Origin of the sequence: Streptomyces sp. NPDC090088, assembly GCF_044747345.1 — a bacterium.
In the GTDB taxonomy this organism is placed as follows: domain Bacteria; phylum Actinomycetota; class Actinomycetes; order Streptomycetales; family Streptomycetaceae; genus Streptomyces.
The window spans coordinates 465,709-482,015 of the sequence record NZ_JBIVDZ010000011.1 but is presented as its reverse complement, the minus strand read 5'-3'; the positions used below and the strand labels follow the sequence as shown (position 1 = coordinate 482,015).

General features: G+C 71.5%; 13 protein-coding genes. 9 read left to right on the top strand and 4 right to left on the bottom strand.

Annotated features, from left to right (window positions below; genetic code table 11):
* The first annotated feature begins 31 nt into the window (after positions 1-31).
* From lysA to ACIPSJ_RS44455, 7 genes are all read left to right on the top strand, one after another.
* Positions 32-1,366 carry a diaminopimelate decarboxylase gene (gene lysA / locus ACIPSJ_RS44485; protein WP_401354793.1) on the top strand — a complete coding sequence of 445 codons (1,335 nt, stop codon included), beginning with the start codon at positions 32-34 and terminating at the stop codon, positions 1,364-1,366.
* Between the two features lie 88 nt (positions 1,367-1,454).
* On the top strand, positions 1,455-3,272 hold the full coding sequence (locus tag ACIPSJ_RS44480) for an APC family permease (RefSeq protein ID WP_401354791.1): 1,818 nt from the start codon (positions 1,455-1,457) through the stop codon (positions 3,270-3,272).
* 142 nt (positions 3,273-3,414) lie between these two features.
* Positions 3,415-4,914 (top strand): glycoside hydrolase family 43 protein, encoded by a 1,500-nt coding sequence (locus ACIPSJ_RS44475; protein ID WP_401354788.1) that lies wholly within the window; start codon positions 3,415-3,417, stop codon positions 4,912-4,914.
* 155 nt (positions 4,915-5,069) lie between these two features.
* On the top strand, positions 5,070-6,365 hold the full coding sequence (locus tag ACIPSJ_RS44470; protein ID WP_401354785.1) for an extracellular solute-binding protein: 1,296 nt from the start codon (positions 5,070-5,072) through the stop codon (positions 6,363-6,365).
* An 8-nt stretch (positions 6,366-6,373) separates the two neighbouring features.
* Complete coding sequence (locus ACIPSJ_RS44465; protein ID WP_365689518.1) at positions 6,374-7,369, top strand: sugar ABC transporter permease; 996 nt, start codon at positions 6,374-6,376, stop codon at positions 7,367-7,369.
* Positions 7,366-8,202, top strand: coding sequence for a carbohydrate ABC transporter permease (locus ACIPSJ_RS44460; RefSeq protein ID WP_359216713.1), 837 nt, complete (start codon positions 7,366-7,368; stop codon positions 8,200-8,202). Before ACIPSJ_RS44465 ends, ACIPSJ_RS44460 begins: the two co-directional genes overlap by 4 nt.
* Positions 8,203-8,231: 29 nt before the next feature.
* Positions 8,232-9,296: an endo-1,4-beta-xylanase gene (locus tag ACIPSJ_RS44455; protein ID WP_401354781.1), complete on the top strand. Its 1,065-nt coding sequence runs from the start codon at positions 8,232-8,234 to the stop codon at positions 9,294-9,296.
* 108 nt (positions 9,297-9,404) lie between these two features.
* Here ACIPSJ_RS44455 and ACIPSJ_RS44450 read toward each other — a convergent pair whose 3' ends face one another.
* Entirely contained in the window at positions 9,405-9,611 is a 207-nt protein-coding gene (locus tag ACIPSJ_RS44450; protein ID WP_355714643.1) for a DUF5999 family protein, read from the bottom strand.
* Between the two features lie 417 nt (positions 9,612-10,028).
* A complete protein-coding gene (locus ACIPSJ_RS44445) occupies positions 10,029-10,613 on the bottom strand; it encodes a hypothetical protein (RefSeq protein ID WP_359216719.1) in 585 nt (194 codons plus the stop codon).
* A 556-nt stretch (positions 10,614-11,169) separates the two neighbouring features.
* On the opposite strand from ACIPSJ_RS44445, the gene ACIPSJ_RS44440 reads away from it, so the two are divergent.
* The gene (locus ACIPSJ_RS44440) at positions 11,170-12,690 is read left to right on the top strand and encodes a glutamate--cysteine ligase (RefSeq protein WP_401354779.1); all 1,521 of its coding nucleotides are present in this window, start codon (positions 11,170-11,172) and stop codon (positions 12,688-12,690) included.
* A gap of 94 nt (positions 12,691-12,784) precedes the next feature.
* Here ACIPSJ_RS44440 and ACIPSJ_RS44435 read toward each other — a convergent pair whose 3' ends face one another.
* Complete coding sequence (locus ACIPSJ_RS44435; RefSeq protein ID WP_401354776.1) at positions 12,785-14,545, bottom strand: substrate-binding domain-containing protein; 1,761 nt, start codon at positions 14,543-14,545, stop codon at positions 12,785-12,787.
* 120 nt (positions 14,546-14,665) lie between these two features.
* Between ACIPSJ_RS44435 and ACIPSJ_RS44430 the strand changes: the two genes are divergently transcribed.
* Entirely contained in the window at positions 14,666-15,466 is an 801-nt protein-coding gene (locus tag ACIPSJ_RS44430) for a CPBP family intramembrane glutamic endopeptidase (RefSeq protein WP_393544192.1), read from the top strand.
* Here ACIPSJ_RS44430 and ACIPSJ_RS44425 read toward each other — a convergent pair.
* On the bottom strand, positions 15,456-16,268 hold the full coding sequence (locus tag ACIPSJ_RS44425; RefSeq protein ID WP_401354773.1) for a PhzF family phenazine biosynthesis protein: 813 nt from the start codon (positions 16,266-16,268) through the stop codon (positions 15,456-15,458). The two genes, ACIPSJ_RS44430 and ACIPSJ_RS44425, sit on opposite strands and share 11 nt — an antisense overlap.
* Positions 16,269-16,307: the final 39 nt, after the last annotated feature.

The following is a 16,307-nucleotide window of genomic DNA, read 5'->3' as shown; positions in this document are numbered from 1 at the left end:
CCGTCCGCATCGCCCGAGAGGGGAGTGACCCATGACCACCCTGCACGAACCCGTCGTCACCGCCACGCCCGCCGAACTGTCGGTGTGGCCCGCCTCCACCACCGAGCCCCGGCCCGGCGCCCTGACCGTGGGCGGAGTCCCGCTCGCCGAGGTCGCCGACCGCTTCGGCACCCCCGTCTACGTCCTCGACGAGAACGAGGTCCGCGAACGCTGCCGCACCTACCGGCACGCCTTCCCGGACGCCGAAGTCCTCTACGCGGCCAAGGCGTTCCTGTGCCGGGCGATGGTCCACTGGACCGGGGAGGAGGGCCTCGGCCTGGACGTCTGCTCGGCCGGCGAGCTGGAACTGGCGGTCACCACCGGGTTCCCGCCGGAGCGGATCGTGCTGCACGGCAACGCCAAGTCGCCGCACGACCTGGAGACCGCGCTGCGGCTCGGCGTCGGGCGGATCGTCATCGACAGCCCCTCCGAGATCGCCCGGCTGGCCGCCGCCGTCGGACCCGACGGACACCAGAAGGTCATGGTCCGGGTGGTGCCCGGGATCAGCGCGGGCGGCCACGAGAAGATCCGCACCGGAACGGACGACCAGAAGTTCGGGCTGTCCATCGCCGACGGCTACGCCCAGCACGCCATCGCCCGGATCCTGGACCAGCCGCAGCTCGAACTCACCGGCCTGCACTGCCACCTGGGCTCCCAGATCACCAGCGTGAAGCCCTACCTCGCCGCCGTGCGCCGGCTGGTCGGCCTCATGGCCCGGCTGCACGAACAGCACGGGCTGATCCTGCCCGAGCTGGACCTCGGCGGCGGCCACGGCATCGCCTACCGGCCCGGCGAACAGGCCCTCGACCTCACCGCACTGGCCCGGCGGGTCCGCACCGAACTCTCCGACGCCTGCGCGGCGGCCGGACTGCCGGTGCCCCGCCTGGTCATCGAGCCGGGCCGGGCGATCGTGGGGCCCGCCGGGATCGCCGTGTACCGGGTCCTCGCCGTCAAGCGGACCGGCGAGCACACCTTCGTCGCCGTGGACGGCGGGATGAGCGACAACCCGCGGCCCGCGCTGTACGGCGTCCGCTACGCACCCCGGCTCATCGGCCGCGCGAGCGCCGCGCCGACCGCGCCGGTGACCGTCGTGGGCCGGCACTGCGAGGCCGGGGACGTGCTCGCGGCGGACGTGGAGCTGCCCTCCGACCTGCGCCCCGGCGACCTGCTCGCGGTGCCGGTGGCCGGCGCCTACCACCTCTCCATGGCCTCCGGCTACAACCTGGTCGGCCGCCCACCGGTCACCGCCGTCCGCGACGGCCACGCCCGGCTGCTGGTCCGCCGCGAGTCCCTGGAGGACATCCGCCGCCGGGACGTGGGGCTGTAGGACCGTGGCGCCGTCCGCGGGCTGCGGGGGACCGGTCGGCCCCTGAGACTGGTGGCGACCTGTCCCACCCGGCCGTGATGAGGTCCCGATGGCGTATGGCCTGGCACGTCGTGAACTGCGACCGCGCGTCCCGCTACGCCCCGGTGAAGGCGAGAAGCACCATCTGACCAGCCTGGAAGGGCTGGCCGCGCTCTCCTTGGACGCGCTCAGCTCGGTGGCGTACGGACCCGAGGCGATCGTGCTCGCCCTGGTGGTGGCCGGCACCGGGGCGCTGTCCGCCGCCCTGCCCATCACGCTCGCGATCACCTTCCTGCTCGCGGCGCTCGTCGTCTCGTACGGCCAGGTCATCGCCGTTCACCCGGACGGCGGTGGCGCCTACGCCGTCGCCAAGGCCGATCTCGGGGCCACCGCGAGCCTGCTCGCCGCCGCCAGCCTGGTCGTCGACTACGTGCTCACCGTCGCCGTCAGCCTCGCCGCCGGTGCCGACGCGCTCGCCTCCGCCTTCCCCGCCTTCGCCCACGACAAGCTGATCGTCTGTCTGATCGGCCTGGCCATGCTGACGGCGGTGAACCTGCGGGGGGTCTCCGAGAGCGCCCGGGTGCTGATGCTGCCGACCGTCCTGTTCGTCGCCGCGATCCTCGGCGTCGTCCTGCTCGGCCTGCTGCGCCCGCACCCGGTCGCCGTCGTCGGCACCGCCCAGCCCGTGCACGCGACCGAGGCGCTGACCGCGCTGGTGGTCCTCAAGGCGTTCTCGTCCGGCTGCTCGGCCCTGACCGGCGTGGAGGCCATCGCCAACGCCGTACCGACCTTCCGCACCCCGAGGGTCGAACGCGCCCAGCGCACGGAGCTGATGCTCGGCGCGCTGCTCGGGACCATGCTGGTCGGGCTCGCGGTCCTGATCCACCGCGACCATGTCGCCCCGCGCGGCGGGGTGACCGTCCTCGCCCAGCTCACCGCGGGCGCCTACGGCACCGGCTGGCCCTACTACGCCACCAACCTCCTCGTCACCCTCGTCCTGGGCCTCGCCGCCAACACCAGCTTCGGCGGCCTGCCCGTGCTGATGAGCCTGCTCGCCCGCGACCACCGGCTGCCCCACCTCTTCGGCCTGCGCGCCGAACGCCCCGTCTACCGCTACGGGGTGGTGGCCCTCGCCCTGCTGGCCGCGCTGCTGCTGCTCGCCACCGACGCGGACACCCACCGGCTGCTCCCGCTCTTCGCCATCGGCGTCTTCATCGGCTTCACCCTCAGCCAGGCCGGCCTGGTCCGGCACTGGGCGACCGGGCGGCCGGCCGGCTGGAAGCGCCGCGCGCTCATCAACGGCACCGGTGCCCTGCTCACCACCCTGGCCGGCGTCATCCTGCTGTTCACCAAGTTCCTGGAGGGCGCCTGGGTGGTGGTGATCGCCGTGCCGCTGATGATGCTGCTGTTCGCCCGCATCCAGCGCTACTACACCGAGGTGGGCAAGGAACTGGGCCTCGGCCGGATCCCGGAGCCGCCGCCGCGGCGCACCACCAGCCTGGTGATCGTGCCGATCGGCGAGGTCAGCAAGCTGGCCCGGCACGCCCTCGGCGCCGCCCTCGCCCTCGGCGACGAGGTGGTCGCGGTCGCGGTGCACGACGACCCCGGCGCCTGCCGCGCGCTGGAGGAGGCCTGGCAGCGCTGGAACCCCGGCGTCCGCCTCGACGTCATCGACAGCCCGCACCGCTCCCTGGTCCAGCCGGTCGTCGACTACGTGCAGCGCGCCGCCGCGGACGGCCGCCAGGTCGCCGTCCTGATCCCCGAGGTGGAACCCCGGCACCGCCGTTACGAGATCCTCCAGAACCAGCGCGGCCTGCTCCTCGCGACCGTGCTGCGGGCGCGCACCGACGTCGTGGTGTGCATGCTGCCGTACCGGTTGAAGCTCTGACGGCCGCCTTGTCGGGCCTTCGGCCGCCCCCTACAGTGCGCCCGTAAAGTTCGCCGATCCCGCCGAAACTTTCGGCGACTCCTTCGGATGAGTCCTTCGGCGACTTCCTTCGGTGAGTTCCTTCAGGGAGGGGCACGCGCGCATGCGGACGTACGACAACCCGGTCATTCCCGGATTCCATCCCGACCCGAGCGTCTGCCGGGTCGGGGAGGACTACTACCTGGTGTGCTCCAGCTTCGAGTACGTCCCGGGCGTCCCGCTCTTCCACAGCCGGGACCTGGTGCACTGGCGGCAGCTCGGCAACGTCCTCGACCGGCCGCTGCCCGGGGACACACCGGCCTCGGGCGGGGTGTACGCCCCGACGATCCGCCACCACGACGGGCTCTTCCACGTCATCACGACCGAGGTCGGCGGTGGCGGCAACCTGCTCGTCACCGCCGAACGGCCCGAGGGGCCCTGGTCCGACCCGGTCCGGATCGACCTGCCCGGCATCGACCCCGACCTGGCCTGGGACGAGAACGGCGACTGCTGGTGCGCCGTGGCGGGGGTCGCCGTCGCCCGGATCGACACCCGGAGCGGGAAGGTGCTGGAAGGGCCGCTGCCGATGTGGTCCGGGACCGGGCTGCGGGACCCGGAGGCACCGCATCTCTACCGGATCGGGGAGTGGTGGTACCTGCTGGTCGCCGAGGGCGGCACCGCGCTCGGGCACGGGGTGTCCGTGGCCAGGGCCCGCTCCCCGCGCGGGCCCTGGGAGCCGGGCCCCGGCAATCCGCTGCTCTCCCACCGGGGCACCTGGGAGCCGGTCCAGTGCACCGGGCACGCCGACCTCGTCCAGGCGGCCGACGGCAGCTGGTGGGCCGTCCTGCTCGGCACCCGGCCGCGCGGCTGGTTCCCGGAGTTCCACGTCCTCGGCCGGGAGACCTTCCTGGTGCCGGTGGAGTGGGCGGACGGCTGGCCGCGCACGGGTCCGGTGCGGGACCGCCATCCGGCGCCGGCCGCCTGGCACCCGGTCGAACCGCCGCCCGTCCGCGACGACTTCACCGCCCCCGCCCTCGCGCCGCACTGGATCTCCCCGCGCAGCCGGCCGGACGGCTCCTGGTCGCTGGCCGACCGGCCCGGATGGCTGACGCTCACGGCCACCGGGGACAGCCTCGACCGGCCCGGGCACACCTTCGTCGGCCGCCGCCAGCAGCACCCCGACTGCCGTGCCGCCGCGCTGCTCGACCCGGGCACGGGGCGCGCCGGCCTGTCGGTGCGCATCGACGAGGCCCACCACTACGACCTGGAGGTGAGCGGGGGAGTGGCCGGCGTGATCGCCCGGATCGGGCCGCTGCGGCAGCGGCTCGCCGCCCACCCCGTGCCCCCGGGGCCGGTCACCCTCGTCGTCGAGATCCGTACGGCCCCGGTGCCGCCGCCCACCGCCACCGCGCCCGGCGAGACGGTGCCGGGACTGCGCGCCGCCGGCCCCGACGCCGTGACCCTTTCGATCGAAACGCCCGAAAGTGTCGTACGACTGGCCGAACTCGACGGCCGTTACCTCTCCACCCAGGTGGCCGGCGGCTTCACCGGCCGGGTCATCGGCATGTACGTCACCGAACACCGCGCCGCCTTCGACTGGTTCGCGTACGCGCCCATCACCTGATGCGCGACACCTTGACGCTCCTGATCCGCCTTTCTAGAGTCGCCGTTCGGAACGTTCGATGAAAACGCCGAATGTTTCGAACGGCACGACTCGGTTGATCCAACGGCGTGAAACCAGGGCGGCGTCGGTCGTCCCGTAACCCCAAGGAGCGCATCATGGGCGACCCGGCACTGTCCCGTCGCGGGTTCCTGGCGGCCACCGCGGCCGCCGGTCTGGGCATGACCGCCCTCAGCGGCTGTGGCGGCGGCTCGGACGGAGGATCGTCGGGCGGTACCACCACCATCGAGTGGTGGAACATCTCCACGACCAACCCGACGAAGGGCGTGTGGGCCGCCCTCGCCAAGAAGTTCGAGGCGCAGAACCCGAAGGTCAAGGTAAAGATCGTCCAGCTGGAGAACGACGCCTACAAGTCGAAGATGACGGCCCTGACCGCCTCCGGGAAGCTCCCCGACATCTTCCACACCTGGGGCGGCGGGGTCCTGAAGCAGCAGGTCGACGCCGGGCTCGTCAAGGACCTCACCGACCCCACCAGGCCGTGGGCGGACGGCCTGCTCCCGGTCGCCAAGGAGCCGTACCTCCTGGACAGCAAGACCTACGGCATCCCGTTCGACATCGGCATGATCGGCTTCTGGTACAACAAGGCGCTCTTCAAGAAGGCCGGGATCAGCACGCCCCCGGCCACCTGGAGCGCCTTCCTCGACGCCGTGAAGAAGCTGAAGGCCGCCGGGATCACCCCCCTCGCCCTGGCCGGCAAGGAGAGCTGGACCGGCATGTACTACTGGGCCTACCTCGCCATGCGCACCGCCGGGATCGACGCCCTCAAGAAGGCCGACGACGCCAAGGACTTCACCGGCACCGGATTCGTCGAGGCCGGACAGCACCTCAAGGACCTGGTCGGTCTCCAGCCGTTCCAGAAGGGCTTCCTCGGCGCCGCCTACTCCACCCCGACCGGGCAGGCCGCCACCGTCGGCAACGGCAAGGCCGCCATGGAACTCATGGGCCAGTGGGCGCCGGTCGTCGAGGCCGACGCCGGCAAGGGCGTCGGAGCGAACCTCGGCTTCTTCCCCTTCCCGGCCGTCGAGGGCGGCAAGGGCACCGTCACCGAGGTCTTCGGAGGCGGCGGCGGACACGCGCTGCGCGCCGACGCCCCGCAGGCGGCCGTCGACTTCCTGAAGTTCTTCGCCTCCGAGACCACCGATGTGGAGCTGGTGAAGAAGACCGGCGTGATCCCGGTGGTCCCCGCCGCGGAGAGCGCGCTGACCGACGCCAACCTCAAGCTCGTACAGGCCCAGTTGAAGGCCGCCACCGGCTTCCAGCTCTACCTCGACCAGGCGTACGCGCCCGCCGTCGGCCAGCAGGTCAACGACAGCGTGGCCGGGCTGATCGCCGGGTCCAAGTCGCCCGAGGACGTCGCCCAGGCGATCACCAAGACCGCGAAGGAAGAGCAGTAGGCCGCCCGATGACCTCGACCTACCTGCCCGGCACCCGGCCGGGCCCGGACACCGCACCGCGGCCGGGCCCGGCCGCGGGCCGCGCGCGCTCCCGGCGCCGGCTGCTGCACTGGCTCACCGCGATGGGCTTCCAGCTGCCCGCCCTGGCCCTGTTCGGCGTCCTCGTCCTGCTGCCGATCCTGTTCGCCCTGTACGCCTCGTTCTTCCGCTGGGGCGGCTTCGGCATGCCCTCCGACTACACCGGCGCCGACAACTTCACCCGGCTCTTCCAGGACGACGTCTTCCTCGGCGACCTGTGGCGCTGCCTGCTCCTGGTCGTGCTGTCGCTGGCGCTGCAACTGCCGTTCGCGCTCGCCATGGCGGTCCTGCTCAACCAGCGGATCCGCGGCCGGGCCGTCTACCGGATGCTGTTCTTCGCGCCGTACGTGCTCTCCGAGGCGATCACCGGTGTGCTCTTCGGCATGATCTTCGCGCCCGGCGACGGGCTCGCCGACCACCTGCTGAGCGACATCGGCCTGGGCGCGCTCGGCGGCAAGTGGTTCTCCGACCCCTCCACCGTCATGGCCACCCTCTTCCTGGTCATGACCTGGAAGTACTTCGGCTTCCACATGATGCTCTACCTGGCCGGACTCCAGTCCATCCCGGCCGAGTTGACCGAGGCGGCGACGGTCGACGGCGCGGGCGCCTGGCAGCGCTTCCGCCATGTCACCCTGCCGCTGCTCGCGCCCACCCTGCGGATCAGCGTCTTCCTGTCGGTGATCGGCTCCATCCAGCTCTTCGACCTGGTGTGGGTGGTCACCGCGGGCGGCCCCGACCACCACTCCGAGACCATGGCCGTGACCATGTTCCAGTACGGCTTCAAGCGCTACCAGGTCGGCTACGCCAGCGCCATCAGCGTGGCCATGTTCGCCGTCAGTCTCGTCTTCGCCCTCGCCTACCAGCGGTTCGTGCTCCGCCGCGACCTGGCCGGCGCCACCACCACCATGAGGGGAGACGGCGCATGAGCGACAGCCGCAGGACGACCGTACGGAACCTGCCCCTGCACGTGATCCTCGTCGTGGTCGGCGCGGTCATGGTCGTACCCCTGCTGTACGCCCTGCTGTCCGGGTTCAAGACGACGGACGAGCTGTCCGGCAACCCGGTCGGGCTGCCCCGGTCCTGGGTGACCGCCAACTACACCGGCATCCTCGGCTCCGGCACGTTCTGGCGGCTGGTCGGCAACAGCACCCTGATCGCGGTGGCCACCACCGTGCTGGTGGTCGCGGTGTCGGCGCTCGCCGCCTTCTCCTTCGCGCGGTTCGCCTTCCGCGGGCGCGAGGTGCTGTTCACGGTGTTCACGATGGGGCTGATGTTCCCCTTCGCGGTGGCCGCGCTGCCCCTCTTCCTGCTGCTGCGGTCGATGCACCTGCTGGACAACCCGCTGGGCGTGATCCTTCCGCAGGCCGCGTTCGGGCTGCCGATGACCATCATCATCCTGCGCGGTTTCTTCCGGGAGATCCCCGGGGAGCTGGAGGAGGCGGCCACACTGGACGGCTGCGGGCCGTTCGGCTTCTTCTGGCGGATCCTGCTCCCGATGGCCCGGCCCGCGCTCGGCACGGTCTCCGTGCTCGCGGTCGTCACCAGCTGGAACAACTTCTTCCTGCCGCTGCTGGTCTTCACCGACTCCACCTGGTGGACCATCCCGATCGGCGTGCAGCAGTTCCAGGGCCAGTACTCCACCGACACCGCCCGGGTCTTCGCCTACCTGGTCCTCGCCATGGTTCCCGCCCTGGCCTTCTACACGGTCGCCGAGCGCCAGCTGGTCGGCGGCCTCACCGCAGGCGCCACCAAGGGCTGAACACCCCTTCCACGAACAGGAGTCGCACGATGTCCCGCACACGTCTCAGACTCGCCGGAGCCCTCGCGGCCGTACTCGTGGCGGCCTCGGTCGCCGCCGGCCCGGCCGCCCAGGCCCACGACCGGCAGCACCACGGTGGTGCCACCCTCGCCGAACTGGCCGAGCGCCACGGCCGCTACTTCGGCAGCGCCACCGACAACCCCGAACTCACCGACACCGCCTACACCGCGCTGCTCGGCGGCGAGTTCGACATGATCACACCCGGCAACGGCATGAAGTGGTACGCCACCGAACCCCGACAGGGCGTCTTCGACTGGACCAACGGCGACCAGATCGTCGACCTCGCCCGCGCGAACCACCAGCAGGTCCGCGCCCACACCCTGGTCTGGCACAGCCAGCTGCCGGGCTGGCTCACCTCCCGTGACTGGACGGCCGCCGAGCTGCGGGCGGTGCTGAAGAAGCACATCCAGACCGAGGTACGGCACTACCGGGGCAAGGTCTACTCCTGGGACGTCGTCAACGAGGCGTTCAACGAGGACGGGAGCTACCGCGAGACCCTCTGGTACAAGACGCTCGGCCCCGGCTACATCGCCGACGCGCTGCGCTGGGCCCACCAGGCCGACCCGCACGCCAGGCTCTACCTCAACGACTACAACATCGAGTCGGTCGGCGCGAAGAGCGACGCCTACTACGCCCTCGCGCAGGAGCTGAAGGCCGCGGGCGTCCCGCTGGACGGCATCGGCCTCCAGGCCCACCTCGCCCTCCAGTACGGCTATCCGGCCACCCTGGAGGAGAACCTCCGGCGCTTCTCCCGCCTCGGTCTGGACACCGCGCTCACCGAGGTGGACGTCCGTATGCGGCTGCCGGCCACGGACGAGAAGCTCGCCGAGCAGGCGACCTGGTACGCCGACCTCACCAAGGCGTGCCTCGCGGTGCGCCGGTGCGTGGGCATCACGGTCTGGGACTACACGGACAAGTACTCCTGGATCCCGGCGTTCTTCCCCGGCGAGGGCGCGGCCCTGCCCTGGGACGAGCAGCTCGCTCCCAAACCGGCCTACTTCGCGCTGCGCGCTGCGCTCGGCTACAGGGGGTAATCACCCCCGGACGCACGTCGGGGCCGGTGCGCACCATGGGTGTGCGTCCGGCCCCTGCTGGTCACCGGGCGGAGCGGCGGGGCCGCCCGGGCACTGCGGGTGGGTCTGTCAGGCGGCGGTCATCACGCTGCCGGCACCGACCGGGCGGTGCGGAGCGATGATCTGGCCGTCGGGCAGGAGCTCACCGGTGTCCTCGAAGAGGAGAACGCCGTTGCACAGCAGGCTCCATCCCTGCTCCGGGTGGTGCGCCATGAGGCGGGCGGACTCCCGGTCGGCGGAGGAAGCTGTCGGACACGGCGGCTGGTGCTGGCACATGGGTGGGGTCTCTCGCTCGGTCGTGGTCATGTCGTCCCCCGTGATGATGAGTCGGTCGGAAACCAGTCTTGCCCTCCGGGCGTTGTTCCGCAGGGATTTCGCTGCACCGCTTCTCACAGGTTGGAGACGCGTCACCCGCGCGGACGGTTCATCCCCGCCGGGTTGTCAATTCGGATGGTTTTCCATGGCCGGATAGGGCTAGTCCGGGCGGTGGGAAACGGTAAATAGCTCTTGAGAGCGGAGAATTGCTCGAACGAGCGGGCTCCGGTGCCCCAGGCAATGACTTACTGCACAGCCGATGACTTACTGCCCCGGACAATGACTCACGCAAACACGAACGCACCCCGTCACTCGTTTCCGGGTGACGGGGTGCGTACGGTGACGGCCTCGGGCGGCCTGAGGTGGCCTGGGGCGGGCTCAGGCCGGCGTGATGAGCAGGGGGGCCGGGGTGGCCCGGTGGGTGAGCACCGGAAGCAGGTCCTCCACCAGGTGCGGCCGGTGCGCGGCGATGCCGGGCGGGGCCGGTGCCAGCGGGATGAGGAGATCGGTGGCCGCCGGGTGTCCCTCGGCGCCGTCCGCGGTGCGGTCGCCGTGCAGCCACAGGGTGAGCATGTACAGGCTCGGCAGGGACAACAGGCGCGGCTGGTAGGGCTGTTGCAGGGCCTCGGCCTGGTGCAGGGCCCGCTCGGTGGAGGTGATGTAGGGCCCCTCGAAGAAGTGCGAGAAGGCCCAGCCGTCCGGGGTGAGCATGGTGTCGGCCGCGGCCACCGCCCGTTCGCCGCAGCGGATCAGGAAACGCCAGCCGGCCAGCCGGGTGGCGGACATGCCCTCCGGGGTGATCCGGTCCAGGACGTGCACGGGCAACGGGAGTTCGGGGATCGCGGGTCCCTGCGCGGCGCGCAGGGAGGGGGTCCGGGCCTCACGCACCGCGGTGGGGGAACCGAGGGCGGTGAGGACGGAACGCAGTGCGGGCGCGGGAGCAGGAGGGACGTGCAGGGGCATGGTGGGTCGCCTCTCGTTCGACAGGCGCGGTGGCGCGAGGGCAGGGGCGGACGGCGCTGTCAGCTCACGGGGGGTCAGAGAGGCGGGGGCCCGGTTCGGTGAAGAGGGGTGCGGGCGTTGCCTGCCGCACGTCACTCGGACGGCAAAAACCAGGACCGTGGGCGCCAGCCTTCTGCCTTGTTCGCGGAGTTTATACGACGCCTGTTCAGCCGGTGTTTCACCGGGCCGTTTCACAGAACGGAACAAGGCGCAATTCGGCCGTCGATTCGCGGGGAATCCTCCCGGTTTCCCGCCTGCCGGAACCCTGCTGACCTCGGGATTCGAACCTTTCGCGGTCGGCCGAATGTCGTCGGCGTTTTTCACGAGGGGAACGGGGAACCCGAAGATGCGGATGCTCCATGCCCCGTGAATGTGCCGCGGGACACATTCCAACAGAGTAGCGGGTGCCCGTCCCGCGCGCGACGTTATCGATCGCCGCGACGGGGCATCATCCCCGGTGGACCCGGGACACCGGCGGCCGGAACCTCGGTCCGCCCATTCGAGGAGGGACACTTCGATGGGGGAGAAGGTCGTGGCGGGCCGGTTCGACCTGTCCGATCCCCGGCGCTACCGCGAAAAGCTCCGCAGTTGTCTTGCGGGACTGGAGCGGCTGCTGGTGGAGAAGCGGTTCGACCGTCCCAAGAACCTCATGGGCGTCGAGATCGAATTGAATCTCGCCGGTGCCGACGGTATGCCGAGAATGTTGAACGGACAGGTCCTGGAACGTATCGCGAGCCGGGATTTCCAAACAGAACTCGCCATGTTCAATCTGGAAGTCAACATAGCTCCCCATCGGCTCGGCGGCCGGGTTCTCGACCGGCTCGACGAGGAGCTGCGGACCTCGCTGGCGTACGCCGACCGCAAGGCGCGCGAGGTGGACGCCGGGATCGTGATGATCGGCATACTGCCCACGCTCAAGCGGGACGACCTGGTCTCCGCGAACCTCTCCGAGGTGGACCGCTACACCCTGCTCAACGACCAGATCGTGGCCGCCCGCGGGGAGGACTTCCAGCTGGACATCGAGGGCGCCGAGCACCTCGTGTGCACCTCCAAGTCGATCGTCCCCGAGGCCGCGTGCACCTCGGTGCAGCTGCACCTCCAGGTCACCCCGGCCCGCTTCGCCGACGTGTGGAACGCGGCGCAGGCGGCGGTCGCCGCGCAGATCGCCGTCGGCGCCAACTCCCCCTTCCTCTTCGGCCACGAGCTGTGGCGGGAGTCCCGCCCCCCGCTGTTCCTCCAGGCCACCGACACCCGCCCGCCGGAACTCCAGGCCCAGGGGGTACGGCCGCGCACCTGGTTCGGCGAGCGCTGGATCGGTTCGGCGTACGAACTCTTCGAGGAGAACCTGCGCTTCTTCCCGGCGCTGCTGCCGATCTGCGACGAGGAGGACCCGCTGGCCGTCCTCGACGCGGGCGGGGTGCCGAAGCTGGCCGAACTCGTCCTGCACAACGGGACGGTGTACCGCTGGAACCGCCCGGTGTACGGCATCGCCGACGGCGTCCCCCATCTCCGCGTCGAGAACCGCGTCCTGCCCGCCGGACCGACCATCACCGACGTCATCGCCAACGCGGCGTTCTACTACGGCCTCGTCCGCGCGCTCGCCGAGGAGTCACGACCGGTGTGGACCCGGCTCCCGTTCGCCGTCGCCGAGGCCAACTTCGACGCGGCCTGCCGGGACGGCATCGACGCGCGCCTGGTCTGGCCGCGGCGGGCACGGTACGGCGGCGGCACGGCCGAGGTGGACGCGGTCACCCTGGTCCGCGACGAGCTGCTGCCGCTGGCGGAGGCGGGCCTTGACGCGTGGGGCGTGGAGCCTGCCGACCGCGACTTCTACCTGGGCGTGATCGACGAGCGCTGCCGGCGGCGGGTCAACGGGGCGTCCTGGCAGGTGGCGACGTTCCACCGGGCGCTGGAGCAGGGGCTGTCGCGGGAGGCGGCGCTGGCCGCGATGACGCGCCGCTATGCGGAGCTGATGGCGGCGGGGGAGCCGGTGCACACGTGGCCGGTGGGGTTGTTGGAGCCGGTGTTGACGGGGTGAATGCGGTGGTGTGTCGGGTGCGGCTGGGTGGGGGCTGGTCGCGCCCACGCGGCGGAGCCGCATATCGATACTGCCCCGCGCCCCTTCGGGGGCGCTATTCGGTCGCGCCCGCTGCCACGATCGCCTGGAGGATGACCGTGTGGATCTGGGAGGGGTCGTCGACCTGGTGGCCGGAGCCGCCGGTGGCTTCGGCGATCTGTTGGGCCTCTTCCTTGGAGGCGTCGGGGCCGACGGCGATGACGATGAGGGGGACCGGCTTCTCCGGGTCGGCGAGGCGGCGCAGGTTCGCGATCAGAGCGGTGCGGGAGATGCTGCCGGGGTCCTGGTTCTCGCCGTCCGTGAGGATGACCAGGGCGTTGAACTTGCCCTTGGCGTAGGTGGACGTCGCTTCCTTGTAGGCGGCGAGCGTCGTGTCGTAGAGGCCCGTCGCGCCGTCGGGGACCGGCTGGAGGTCGCTGAACGCCGAGGAGAGGAGGTCGCGTTGGGTGCCGTCGGCCTTGCGGTCGCCGAGGCGCTCCGTGGGCACCAGGACGCGGTAGTCCTTGTCGCCGTCCAGCTTGGTGGAGAACTCCCAGAGGCCGATCTCGTCCTCCGGGGTGAAGGTCGCGAGCGCCTGGAGGAGGGACGCCTTGGTGACGTCCATCCGGGAGCGGCCCCCGGAGACCGGCTCGGACATCGACCCGGACGCGTCGACCACCGTGGTGATCCGGGCGCTCTGCACGGTGATCGTCCAGGTGCCCAGCGCGTCCCGGACGGCGGTGTCGGAGGCCGGTTCCACCGCCGGTTCGGCGTACGGCTGCGGGCTGCTGCCCCCGGCGCCGTCGACCAGCGCGGCCGGCGCGCTCACCCCGGCCGTACGGAACCCCGCCTTCGTGAGCAGCTTCCGCTGGGCCGGCTGCTGCACGTACGTCATGAACCGCAGCGCGGCCCGGCTCTGGTCGGTGCTCAACTCCGGCTCGTCGACGAGGGCGTAGGGGTGATCGAGGGCCGGTGAGCCGTCCTTCGGGTAGAAGAGGTCGAGGCGGCGGTCGGAACCGGCCGTCGCGTTGTAGGCGTACGCCGCCTGCTCCGTGAGGACGAGCGCCTGGTTGCGCTTGGGGTTGCCCTGCTCCGTGCCGGAGGAGTCGCGTGGCAGGGTGTCGACGACCTGGGCGTCCGTGTCGGAGACGCGCTGCGAGAGCGTCTTCATCATCGCGGCGGCCTGGGTGGACCCGCCCTTCACCTTCGCCGCGGCCGTACCGAGCTGGGTGAGCGCGAGCAGCCCCGTCGCACTGCGCGCCGGATCCGCCGCGCCCAGCTTCAGCGAGTCGCCCTGCATCGCGGCCCCGACCAGCTCCAGCCAGCTGTACGTCTTCTCGGGCCACCCCAGCGACTTGGCGGCGGCCGGGACCATCGCCACGGCGACCGGCGTCTCGGCCACCTGCCCCACCGACGTCACCTGGGTCGCCGAACCGTCCGCCGCGACCCGGTCCAGCCACAGCGACGAGTCCGGCACCCACACCTGCGCGTCCGGCTTCCGGCCCGCCTGGAGCGTGTCGGTGACCTTGTACGACTCCTGCGCGCTGACCGTGACCGCGATGCACCGCCCGTCGGAGGTGACGTCCTCGGCCCGCGCCTGCTTCGCCGCCGCCGTCAGCGCGGGCGCCAGGTCGGGGGAGGCGGCGACCGTCACCCGTACCGGGTCCTCCTGGCAGGAGGCGCCGAAGGAGAGCAGACCGCTCCGCACGGCCGCCGCCGTGCCGCCCGCGACGACCAGGACGAGGACGGTCGTGACGGCCACCGTGCGGCGGCGGGCGCGGGGACGGGGGTCGGCCGCGCCCGCCCCATGATGATCGGGCAAGCTGTGACGTCCCATGACGGTGGTGCCCCTCCCTGTCCCCCCGACAGCCCGGCGCGCACGGTTTTCGTAACTGCTTTCGAGACACTAGCGGCGCGAAGATGGGCATGGGGCGGGATTGTCCAACTGGAGGCAGGAGTGCAGGTGGAGGCGGATCAGGTGGCCGGTGCATATCCACTGGAGCGGCCCTCGCGACGTATGTTCAGGGACGAGACGCTGCTCGTTCTGGGGCTTTCGCTCGGTGCGAGCGGAGTGTCCGCCCTGATCAGCTTTGTCGGATCGGTCACCAAACCGGGCGGCCTGAAGGACCAGGCGGCGACCCTCAACGCGTCGGCCGCGCCGGGCCGCCCCTGGCTGGATCTCGCCTGGCAGCTGTTCGGCATCGCGTCCGCGCTGGTTCCCGTGCTGCTGGTCGCACACCTCCTGCTCCGCGAGGGCGCGAGCCTGCGCACGCTCGGCTTCGACCGCACCCGCCCCTGGCCCGACCTCGGGCGCGGAGCGGGCGTCGCGGCGGTGATCGGCAGCACCGGGATCGCCTTCTACCTGGCCGCACGCGGCCTCGGCTTCAACCTCACGGTGGTGCCGGAGGCGCTGCCCGACGTGTGGTGGAAGTACCCCGTGCTGATCCTCTCCGCGATGCAGAACGCGATCCTCGAAGAGGTCATCGTCGTCGGCTATCTGCTGCGCCGGCTCGACCAGTTGGGGTGGACTGCGGGAACGGCGCTGGTGGCCAGTTCCGTACTGCGCGGGTCGTACCACCTGTACCAGGGGATCGGCGGCTTCGTCGGCAACATGGTGATGGGCGTCGTCTTCGTCTACCTGTACCGGCGGTGGGGGCGGGTCGGTCCCCTGGTGGTGGCGCATTCCCTCCTCGACATCGGCGCGTTCGTCGGCTACGCGCTGCTCGCCGGCAAGGTGGGCTGGCTGCCTACGGCGTGAGCAGTTCCCCGTCGATCACGGTGACCGCGCGCCCGCTCAGCAGGGTGCGGTCGCCGCGCAGCGAGGTGCGGACCAGTCCGCCGCGGCGGGAGGCCTGGAGTCCGGTCAGGTCGTCGCCGCCGAGGCGCCCGGACCAGTGCGGGGCGAGGGCGGTGTGGGCGCTCCCCGTCACCGGGTCCTCGTCGATGCCGACGTTGGGGAAGAAGCAGCGGGAGACGTAGTCGTAGCCCTTGGCCGGGTCCTGGGCGCGGGCGGTGGCGATGATCCCGCGCGTGGAGTAGCCGCCGAGGGCCCGGTGGTCGGGGGAGAGGCCGAGCACGGTCTTCTCGTCGGCGAGTTCGAGGAGCAGGTCGCCGACGTTCGGTCCGGTGTCGAACCCGGCGACGGGCTCGGCACCGAGCGCCCCGGCGACCCCGTCGGGCACGTCCACGCGGGTGAGCGGGGCGGTCGGGAAGTCCAGGGTGATCACCCCGTCCGCGCCCGCCGAGGCGATCAGCACCCCGCTCCGGGTGGCGAACCGCACGGGCCCTTTGCGTGTCCCCGTCGCCTTCAGCACATGGGCGGTGGCGAGCGTGGCGTGCCCGCACATCGCGACCTCCGCGACCGGGGTGAACCACCGCAACGCCCAGTCGGCGTCCCCGCCCTCGGGCAGGGGGTGCGCGAACGCGGTCTCGGCGTGGTTCACCTCCATGGCCACGTTCTGCATCCAGTCGTCCTCGGGAAAGGCGTCCAGCAGCACGACACCGGCCGGGTTCCCGGAGAAGGCGCGCTCGGCGAAGGCATCGACGATTCGAATCCGCATACCCGGCACGCTAGGCCCCGCACTCGCCCCCCGGCCCGG